This window comes from uncultured Jatrophihabitans sp. (assembly GCF_964246335.1).
Lineage (GTDB): Bacteria > Actinomycetota > Actinomycetes > Mycobacteriales > Jatrophihabitantaceae > Jatrophihabitans.
In genome coordinates this window covers 4,099-12,861 of record NZ_CAXTQF010000061.1, presented here as the reverse complement: position 1 = coordinate 12,861, position 8,763 = coordinate 4,099, and the positions used below count along the sequence as shown (strand labels likewise).

The following is an 8,763-nucleotide window of genomic DNA, read 5'->3' as shown; positions in this document are numbered from 1 at the left end:
CGAAGGAGACGCGCGGGGCGGCCCCGGGCGGCGCCCGCCGCGCACGGGGGGGGGGGGCCAGCCTACGGGGGCCCCGGCCATCTCAAACAGCCCCGGGCCCCACGTTCATGTATAGCTCCTGAGTGTCCTCGGCCGCGGCATCGACCCGCGGACCGACACGCGGCCGCCAGTGCCGAACGACCGGGCGACTTCGCTGCGCTGAAACATTCGCGCCGTTCTCGAAACACGGACTTGTTCCGACGGTTACCACGCCAACACCGCCGCGGCGTTCGCTCGATGCATGGGTTCGACGCGCACCGCGCTGGCCGACGGCCACCGCCACCTCGGCGTCCTCCCGGCCTATCCGTTCTACGGCGGCCCGGCCGTCAACCCCGACATCTCCGCCCGCGCCGGCATCGACGAGCTGATCGCCGACCTCGATCGCGAAGGCACCGAACGGGCGCTCCTGCTGCCCAACTACGGCGTGCCCGACGTCTCGAAGACATTCGCGTTGAACGAGCTTGTGCTCGACGCGGCGCAGCGCGACGACCGCGTGGTGGCGGGCCTGTACGTGTCGCCGCGCGCGCAGGACGCCGACCTCAACGCAGCTGCGCTTGCACTGGCGGGCGAGCACGGCGTCCGGGCGCTGAAAACGACCTTCCTGCTCGGCGGTGCGCCCGACGACGAAGACTGCCGCCCGCAGCTCGACGCGATCTTCACCGCCGCCCGGGAGCACGACCTCACCGTACACGTGCACACGTCGCCCGGCGCTGCCTCGGACATCGATCAAATCGGCACGCTGGTCGACCGGTACGCCGATGCCGTGCGGATCCACCTCGTGCACCTCGGCGGCGGCATGAGCGGGCACATCAAGCTGATCGGCAGCAAGTTCTTCGACTGGATCGCCGCCGGTAAGCGCGTGTACACGGACACCAGCTGGGCGATCGGGTTCGCGCCGCGCTGGCTGGCCGCCGAGATCGACCGGCGTGGCGTCGGCGCCGACCGCGTGCTGTTCGCGAGCGACGAGCCGTGGGGCGACCACGCCGGCGAGCTGGCCCGGCTCATCGCGGCGACCGACGACAGCGAACTGGCCCGTTGCGTATTCACCGACAACTTCGCCGCGCTCTACGACTGACCCCAAACCCACCCATCGAAGGAGCGAGAGATGACCACCACCATCGCCGACCCGGAAGTCGCCGAGAACGCCGAGAAGAGCCGCGCGGAGATCCCGCACCCGTCGCTGTCGAAGGGCAGCAACCTCTACGGCGGGACGAAGGTCTTCCCGGACTACCAGGCGTCCGAGGGGCAGGCCTGGCTCGGCCTGGTGCACGCGATCGCCCACGAGTCGTCGGTCAGCTTCGTCGCGATCCTGCAGGCCACCCGCGCGCTGCGCAAGGGCTTCGAGACGGCCCTGTACTTCTACGGACCCGGGGCGATCAACTGCAACGCCAACCGCGGTTTCCCCACCACCGGTGACGACGCTTTCCCCGGCGAGAACAACATCAACAACGCGTTGAAGGCGTTCATCGACGAGGGCGGCACCGTCTACTGCTGCCGGTTCGGCATGGCGCTGCACGGCATGCGCGAGGAGGACCTCATCGAGGGTGTCATCCCCGCTCACGCACTCGACGTCCAGGACGCGGTGATCCACTACGCCAACAAGGGCGCGATCATCCAGTCCAACTTCATGGTCTGAGCCGATGACACCATCGTTGATCAACAGCAGGTTGCGGTCGCCAGGGCGGCCAGAAACCGCTGTTGATCACCTGGGGTTGGAGGTGCGTCGATGACGTCACTGTCCCTGCGGACCGAACTCGCCGAGCACGGTGTGGCGGTGGACGCTCCTGTCCGCCGCCGCGCCGGTGCCGGGCCGTCCGATGACGGACACGTGTTGCTCGGCGGTGTGGGCACGGCGCTGCCGATCGTCGAGAAGAGCAAGTTCGTCGTGCGCGGCGACCGGCTGCTCGTCGACGGTGCGGACCTCGGCCTCGATGTCGTGCCGGTGCAGCGCCCGCGCTTCTACGATCTGGCGACCGCCGACGGCGTGCCGTACGAGAAGCTGGCCCGGTTGCACGGCGCGCACGTGCTCGCCACGACCGTCGTGCAGACCTGCATTCGCTACGACGAAGCCGAGCGGTGCCGGTTCTGCGCGATCGAGGAGTCGCTGGCGCAGGGCACCACGACGGCGGTCAAGACACCCGCGCAGCTGGCCGAGGTGGCCGAGGCCGCGGTGCGCCTGGACGGCGTGACGCAGATGGTGATGACGACCGGCACGTCGGCCGGCCGCGACCGCGGTGCCCGTCACCTGGCCCGCTGCGTGCGGGCGGTCACGGACGCGGTGCCCGGGCTTGCGGTGCAGGTGCAGATCGAGCCGCCCGCCGAGCTGTCGGTGCTGACCGAGCTGCGCGACGCGGGCGCGGTGAGCGTCGGCATCCACGTCGAGTCGCTGGACGACGACGTGCGCCGGCGGTGGATGCCCGGCAAGGGCAGCGTGCCGATGAGCGAGTACCGCGCCGCGTGGCGCGAGGCGGTGCGCGTGTTCGGCCGCAACCAGGTCTCGACGTACCTGATCGTCGGCCTCGGCGAGGACCCGGACGAGCTCGTCGCAGGCGCGGGCGAGCTGATCGAGATGGGCGTCTACCCGTTCGTGGTGCCGTTCCGGCCCATCGCCGGCACGCTCGCCGTGGACGTCGACCGCGTCGCCCCGCCGCCGGCATGGCTGGTCGCCGACATCACCGACCGCGTCGCCGAACAGCTCGTCGCGGCCGGCATGCGCGGCGCGGACCAGGCTGCAGGCTGCGCCGCATGCGGTGCCTGCAGTGCGCTGCCGAGTGCGGGCGGGTGAGCCGGCGATGACCCGGCAAGCGATACCCCTCGGCGACGTGCTGACCGGCCGGCTGCCCGCACACACGCTGCCCTGGTCGGTCGAGATCGCCACCGACCGTGCCTCGGTGGACGCCTACGCGGCGTTGCGCCGAGCCACGTTCGTGGCCGAGCAGGGCCTGTTCGACGGCTCGGACCGGGACGACGTGGACGACGACCCGCGCACCGTCGTCCTCGTGGCGCGCAGTACGGCCGGCGCCGTGCTCGGCGGTGTGCGGCTCGCGCCGGCCCACGAGCCGGACATCGGCTGGTGGCAGGGCAGCCGCCTGGTCGTCGACGTCCGTGCGCGCCGGGTGCACGGCATCGGCGCCGCGCTGGTGCGTGCGGCGTGTGCACACGCCGAGCGACTCGGCGCGCTGCGCTTCGAGGCGTGCGTGCAGGCGGTCAACGCCGACTTCTTCACCTCGCTCGGCTGGCAACGGGTCGGCGATCGCGAGTTCGCCGGTCGACCGCACGTGCAGATGCGTTGGCCGGTCGAACGGTTCGCCGGGCAAGTGCGCGAGACGAAGGCGGTTCTCGGCGGATTGCTCGACGGTCTGCATCTCGGCGGCGACGGATTCGTCGGCGACGACGGCGCGCCGGTACCCGGCAGTGATCTTGTCGCCGCGTGCGACGCGATCGTGCCGGCGCTCGTCGAACGCGAGCCCGAGTGGGCCGGCTGGTGCGGCGTGCTGGTCAACGTCAACGACCTCGCCGCCATGGGTGCGCAGCCGGTCGGTCTGCTGGACGCGCTCGCGGCCCGCGACGCGTCGTTCGCCAGCCGGGTCATGACCGGCCTGCGCGCCGCAGCGGCGGCCTGGGGTGTTCCGGTGCTCGGCGGCCACACCCAGTTGGGCACACCGGCCGCGCTGTCGGTCACGGCGCTGGGCCGCGCGGTGCACCCGGTGCCGGCCGGCGGCGGCCGTCCCGGGCAGACCGTCACCCTCACCGCCGATCTCGGCGGTGGCTGGCGGCACGGGCACACCGGCCGGCAGTGGGACTCGACGACGACGCGGACCGCCGACGAACTTCGGGCGCTCACCCGGGTCGTCGCCGACACCGCGCCGGCGGCGGCGAAGGACGTCAGCATGGCCGGGCTCGTCGGCACGCTGGGCATGCTCGCCGAGTCGAGTGGGTGCGGCGCGGTGCTCGACGTCGCCGACGTGCCCACCCCGGCCGCGGCGACCCGGGCCGATTGGTTCGGCTGCTTCCCCGGCTGGGCCATGATCACTACCGACCGGCCGGATCGCCCCGTCCGCCGTCCCGGTTTCGTGCACAGCCGCAGCTGCGGCGAGCTCGTTGCCGACGGCGGGGTGTCGTTGCGCTGGCCGGACGGTGCGGTCACTCCGGCCGTAGGCGCGGATGTCACCGGGTTGGGTGTGGCATGAGCACCCTCAGCGTCGCGGCCGTCGCGGCGAACTTCGGCCGTGACCTCGACGAGTCGTTCGGCCGGATCGAGACGTTGCTCGGGCAGGCCCGCGAGCGCGGCGCGCAGCTCGTCGTGCTGCCCGAGGCGACGCTCGGCGGTTACCTGGCCAACCTCGACGGCGCGGGTGACGTGTCGCTGCCGCCGGCCCTGGACGTCGACGGGCCACAGGTGCGCCGACTCGCCGCATTGGCCGGCGCGGCCGACCTCGTCGTCACCGCCGGACTGTGCGAGGCCGACGGGACGACGCGCTACAACACCGCCGTCGCCGTGCACGGGGACGGCGTGCTCGGTGTGCACCGCAAGGTGCACCAGCCCTTGGGCGAGGGAGCGTCGTACGCGGCCGGCGACCGCTTCGCCGCGTTCGACACCCCGGTCGGCCGGCTCGGGATGATGATCTGTTACGACAAGGCGTTCCCCGAGGCGGCGCGTGCGCTCGCCGTCGACGGCGCGCAGATCGTCGCGTGCATGTCGGCGTGGCCCGCGGCCCGTACCCATTCCGCACCGGATCTGGCCGACGACCGGTGGACCCGCCGGTTCGACCTGTTCGACCGCGCCCGGGCCCTGGAGAACCAGTTGCTGTGGGTGTCGGCCAACCAGTCCGGCACGTTCGGCTCGTTGCGCTTCGTGGCGTCGGCCAAGATCGTCGACTCCGGCGGCGACGTGCTGGCTACCACCGGCACCGGGCCCGGGATCGCCCACGCCGAGGTCGACCTCGACGCCATGCTCGCCGGTGCCCGCGGCGGCATGTTCCACCTGCGCGACCGGCGCGCGGACGTCTACGCAGCGGCCGTCGGGGCATGAGCGCGGAGCAGCACGACGTCGTCGTGGTCGGCGGCGGCCAGGCCGGCCTGTCGGTCAGCCGGCTGCTCGTCGACGCGGGCGTCGACCACGTCGTCCTCGAGCGCGACACGATCGTGCACAACTGGGCGGATGCGCGCTGGGACTCGTTCTGCCTCGTGACGCCGAACTGGCAGTGCCGGCTGCCCGGCTACCACTACGCCGGGGCCGACCCGGACGGGTTCATGGTCGGCAAAGAGGTCGTCGAGTGGCTGGCCGGGTACGCCGCGTCGTTCGACCCGCCGGTGCGCGAGCACACTGCCGTGACATCCGTGCGCGCCCACGCGGACGGTCGCGGCTTCGACGTCGAGACGTCCGAGCGTTCGATCACCGCCGGCCAGGTCGTCGCGGCGACGGGTGGCTACCACACGCCGAGGATCCCGCGCGTCGGCGAACACCTGCCCGAGCACGTCGTGCAGGTGCACTCGTCGGCCTACCGCAACAGCGCGCAGCTGCCGCCCGGTCCGGTGCTGGTCGTCGGCACCGGACAGTCCGGTGCGCAGATCGCCGAGGACCTCGCGCTCGCGGGCCGGGACGTGCACCTGGCCGTCGGCGCCGCGCCACGTTTCGCCCGCCGCTACCGCGGCCGCGATGTCATCGCCTGGATGCACGACACCGGCCACTACGACAAGCCGGTCACCGACAAGCCGGTCGCCGAGCGCACCCAGGACCGCACCAACCACTACGTCACCGGCCGCGACGGTGGCCACGACATCGACCTGCGCGCGTTCGCCCGTGACGGCATGACCCTGCACGGTCGGCTGCTGGGTGTGCAGGCCGGGCACGTGCACTTCGCGCCGGACCTCGCCGCCAACCTCGACGCCGCCGACGCGGTCTACAACGGCATCAACGAGCTCGTCGACGACTACGTGGTAGCGCACGCGCTCGACACGCCGAGCGGCCCCAGCCGGTACGAGCCGGTGTGGGCGCCGCCCGACGCCGGCGATGCGCCGCTGCCCGCCGCCGACCTCGCAGCCGTGGTGTGGGCAACGGGCTTCGTCCGCGACTACCGCTGGCTGCATGCGCCGGTGTTCGACGGCGCCGGACATCCCGTGCACCTGCGCGGCGTGACACCGGTGCCGGGACTGTCGTTCATCGGGCTGCCGTGGCTGCACACGTGGGGCTCCGGCCGCTTCGCCGGCCTGGAGCGCGACGCCCGGCACGTCGTGGCCGAGCTGCTCGCCGCACGCTGATGACGGCGGTCCGCCTGGCCGCCGCGGCGGCGCACTTCGGCCGCGACCTGCCACGCGCGGTGGAGCGGATCACCATGGTCATCGAGGCCGCGCGCAAGGCGGGCGCCGCGATGGTGGTGCTGCCCGATGCCGCGCTCGGCGGCTACCTCGCCGACCTGCGCTCACCCGATCCCGACGCGCTGCCGCCCGCGCTGGCCGCCGACGCCCCGGAGCTACGCGCGGTGGCCACCGTCGCCCGCGACATGGTCGTCTGCCTCGGGTACTCCGAGCTCGATGACGGCCGCCGCTACAACGCAGCCGTCTGCCTGCACGGCGACGGCGTCCTGGGCAGCTACCGCAAGGTGCACCAACCACCGGGCGAAGCGTTGGTCTATGCCGGCGGCGACCGCATCGCTGCGTTCGACACCCCGGTCGGCCGGCTGGGCATGTTGATCGACTACGACAAGACGTTCCCCGAGACGGCACGCACGCTCGCGCTCGACGGCGCGCGGGTGATCGCCTGCCTGTCGGCGTGGCCGGCCAGCCTGACGGCCCGCGCGCCGCGGCTGACCCAAGATCGCCAGTCGCGGTTGTTCGACCTCTACGACTGTGCCCGGGCGGCGGAGAACCAGGTGGTATGGGTGTCGTCGAACCAGACCGGCGTCACCGGCGGCCTGCGGTTCCTGGGGCAGGCCAAGGTCGTCGGACCGGGCGGCGACGTGCTGGCGCGCACCTGGGCCAAGGCTGGACTCGCGGTCGCGGAGCTGGACGTCGACGCGGAGATCGACCGCGCGCGGTTGGTGCTCTCGCATCTGCACGAGCGCCGACCCGAGCTCTACCTGGACAAGTGAGCGGCGTGCGCGTCGCCCTGCTGACCTACTCGACCCGCCCGCGCGGCGGCGTCGTGCACACGCTCGCGCTCGCCGAGGCGTTGGCCGACCTGGGCGCGCAGGTCGACGTCTGGTCGTTGGCGCGCGGCGGCGATGCCGGGTTCTTCCGGCCGGTGGCAGCGCAGGTCGGTGTGCGCCTCGTGCCGTTCGCCGAACGCGCGGACGAGCCGGTGGGCGAGCGCATCGTGCGTTCCATCGACGTGCTCGGCGCGGCGTTCGCGGCCTACGAAGTCCACTACGACGTCGTCCACGCCCAGGACTGCATCAGCGCCAACGCCGTCGCGCGCTGCATCCGGACCGTGCATCACCTCGACGCATTCACCACGCCGCAGCTCGCCGCCTGTCATGAGCGGGCGATCGTCGAACCGGTGGCGCACGTCTGCGTGTCGGCCGCCGTCGCCGCGCAGTTGCACGACGGGTGGGGGATCGCGGCCGACGTGATCCCCAACGGCATCGACGCCGACCGATTCGCCGCCGCGGCAACGGACCACGCGGGTCGTGAGCGCTGGGCGCACCGATTGGGTCGTTACGTGCTCGCCGTGGGCGGCATCGAGCCGCGCAAGGGGACTGCTGACCTCGTCGAGGCCATGGCGGCGGTGCAGCGCGACGATCCGGCGTTGCGCCTCGTCGTCGCCGGGGGCGAGACGCTGTTCGACTACCGCGCGTACCGCGAGACCGTCCTCGCCCGCGCCGCGCAGCTCGGCGTCGGGCTCGAGGTCCTCGGCCCGGTCCCGCACGACGACTTGCCCACGCTCGTCGCGCAGGCCGAGGTGTTCGCATTCCCGTCGGTGAACGAAGGGTTCGGCATGGCGGCGATGGAAGCCATGGCTGCCGGGGCGCCTGTGGTCACCCGCGATCTCCCCGTCCTGCGTGAGGTGTTCCGCGGTGCTGCCGCCTTCGCCGACGACCCGGCCGGTCTGGCCGAGGCGATCGCTGCGGCGTCCCGGCGGCCGGACGCCGCCCGGATCGCGGCAGGTCGCGTCCTTGCGTACGAGCACACGTGGCCGAGCGCCGCACAGGCCCATCTCGCGGTGTACGAGCGCGTGACGAACGCGACGGTGCCGCCCGTCACCGGTTCGCCACTCCTGCGCGCGGGTAGGTCGTTATGACACGAGGCCCGCGAGCGCCGCGGGCGCGGTGACAGTGACGAGGTGTGCGATGACCGAGAGCGGCGAGACCAAGCCGGCCGGCGAGGGAATCAGCGACGAAGAGATGGTGAAGGAAGTCAACGACCAGACGTCGAGTGACATGAAGTGGGCCGAGGTGTCCAAGCGCGAGGAAGACGGCACCACCACTGACACCGAGCTCGCGAAGGCGGATGGCGACGAGCTGAGCTGAGCGGTGCCGAAATCGTCGCGGCCCGGGGCGGGCCCCCGGGGGGCCGGGGGGGGGCGCGGGGGGGGGGGGGGGCGGGGGGGGGGGACCCGCGCGGGGCGCGCCGCCGTGCTGGCCACGATCACGCGCCGCCTGGACGGCGACCTCGCCCTCGCCGAGGACGTCGTGCAGGACGCGTTCGTCGCCCCCGGGGGGGGCAGGGGCCCCCCCGGCGCCCCCCCGGCGGCCCGCGCGGGGGGGCCCCCCCCCCCCGGGGGGC

Annotated in this window: 9 protein-coding genes; all 9 read left to right on the top strand. The window is 72.9% G+C overall.

Going from position 1 to position 8,763, the window contains the following annotated elements:
* The first annotated feature begins 280 nt into the window (after positions 1-280).
* The 9 genes from ACFFCN_RS15125 to ACFFCN_RS15085 all read left to right on the top strand — a co-directional run bounded on the left by ACFFCN_RS15125 (position 281) and on the right by ACFFCN_RS15085 (position 8,507).
* A complete protein-coding gene (locus ACFFCN_RS15125; protein ID WP_375492931.1) occupies positions 281-1,114 on the top strand; it encodes an amidohydrolase family protein in 834 nt (277 codons plus the stop codon).
* 30 nt (positions 1,115-1,144) lie between these two features.
* The gene (locus ACFFCN_RS15120) at positions 1,145-1,675 is read left to right on the top strand and encodes an MSMEG_0572/Sll0783 family nitrogen starvation response protein (protein WP_375492929.1); all 531 of its coding nucleotides are present in this window, start codon (positions 1,145-1,147) and stop codon (positions 1,673-1,675) included.
* A gap of 90 nt (positions 1,676-1,765) precedes the next feature.
* Complete coding sequence (locus tag ACFFCN_RS15115; protein WP_375492927.1) at positions 1,766-2,824, top strand: MSMEG_0568 family radical SAM protein; 1,059 nt, start codon at positions 1,766-1,768, stop codon at positions 2,822-2,824.
* 7 nt (positions 2,825-2,831) lie between these two features.
* A complete protein-coding gene (locus ACFFCN_RS15110; protein ID WP_375492925.1) occupies positions 2,832-4,229 on the top strand; it encodes an MSMEG_0567/sll0787 family protein in 1,398 nt (465 codons plus the stop codon).
* Entirely contained in the window at positions 4,226-5,071 is an 846-nt protein-coding gene (locus ACFFCN_RS15105; RefSeq protein WP_375492924.1) for a carbon-nitrogen hydrolase family protein, read from the top strand. The genes ACFFCN_RS15110 and ACFFCN_RS15105 overlap by 4 nt, the downstream gene beginning before the upstream one ends.
* Positions 5,068-6,300 carry an MSMEG_0569 family flavin-dependent oxidoreductase gene (locus ACFFCN_RS15100; RefSeq protein WP_375492922.1) on the top strand — a complete coding sequence of 411 codons (1,233 nt, stop codon included), beginning with the start codon at positions 5,068-5,070 and terminating at the stop codon, positions 6,298-6,300. Before ACFFCN_RS15105 ends, ACFFCN_RS15100 begins: the two co-directional genes overlap by 4 nt.
* On the top strand, positions 6,300-7,130 hold the full coding sequence (locus ACFFCN_RS15095; protein WP_375492920.1) for a carbon-nitrogen hydrolase family protein: 831 nt from the start codon (positions 6,300-6,302) through the stop codon (positions 7,128-7,130). The genes ACFFCN_RS15100 and ACFFCN_RS15095 overlap by 1 nt, the downstream gene beginning before the upstream one ends.
* 5 nt (positions 7,131-7,135) lie before the next feature.
* Positions 7,136-8,278, top strand: a complete 1,143-nt coding sequence (locus tag ACFFCN_RS15090; protein WP_375492945.1) for an MSMEG_0565 family glycosyltransferase — start codon at positions 7,136-7,138, stop codon at positions 8,276-8,278.
* Between the two features lie 49 nt (positions 8,279-8,327).
* Positions 8,328-8,507: a hypothetical protein gene (locus ACFFCN_RS15085; protein WP_375492918.1), complete on the top strand. Its 180-nt coding sequence runs from the start codon at positions 8,328-8,330 to the stop codon at positions 8,505-8,507.
* The last annotated feature ends 256 nt before the right edge of the window (positions 8,508-8,763 follow it).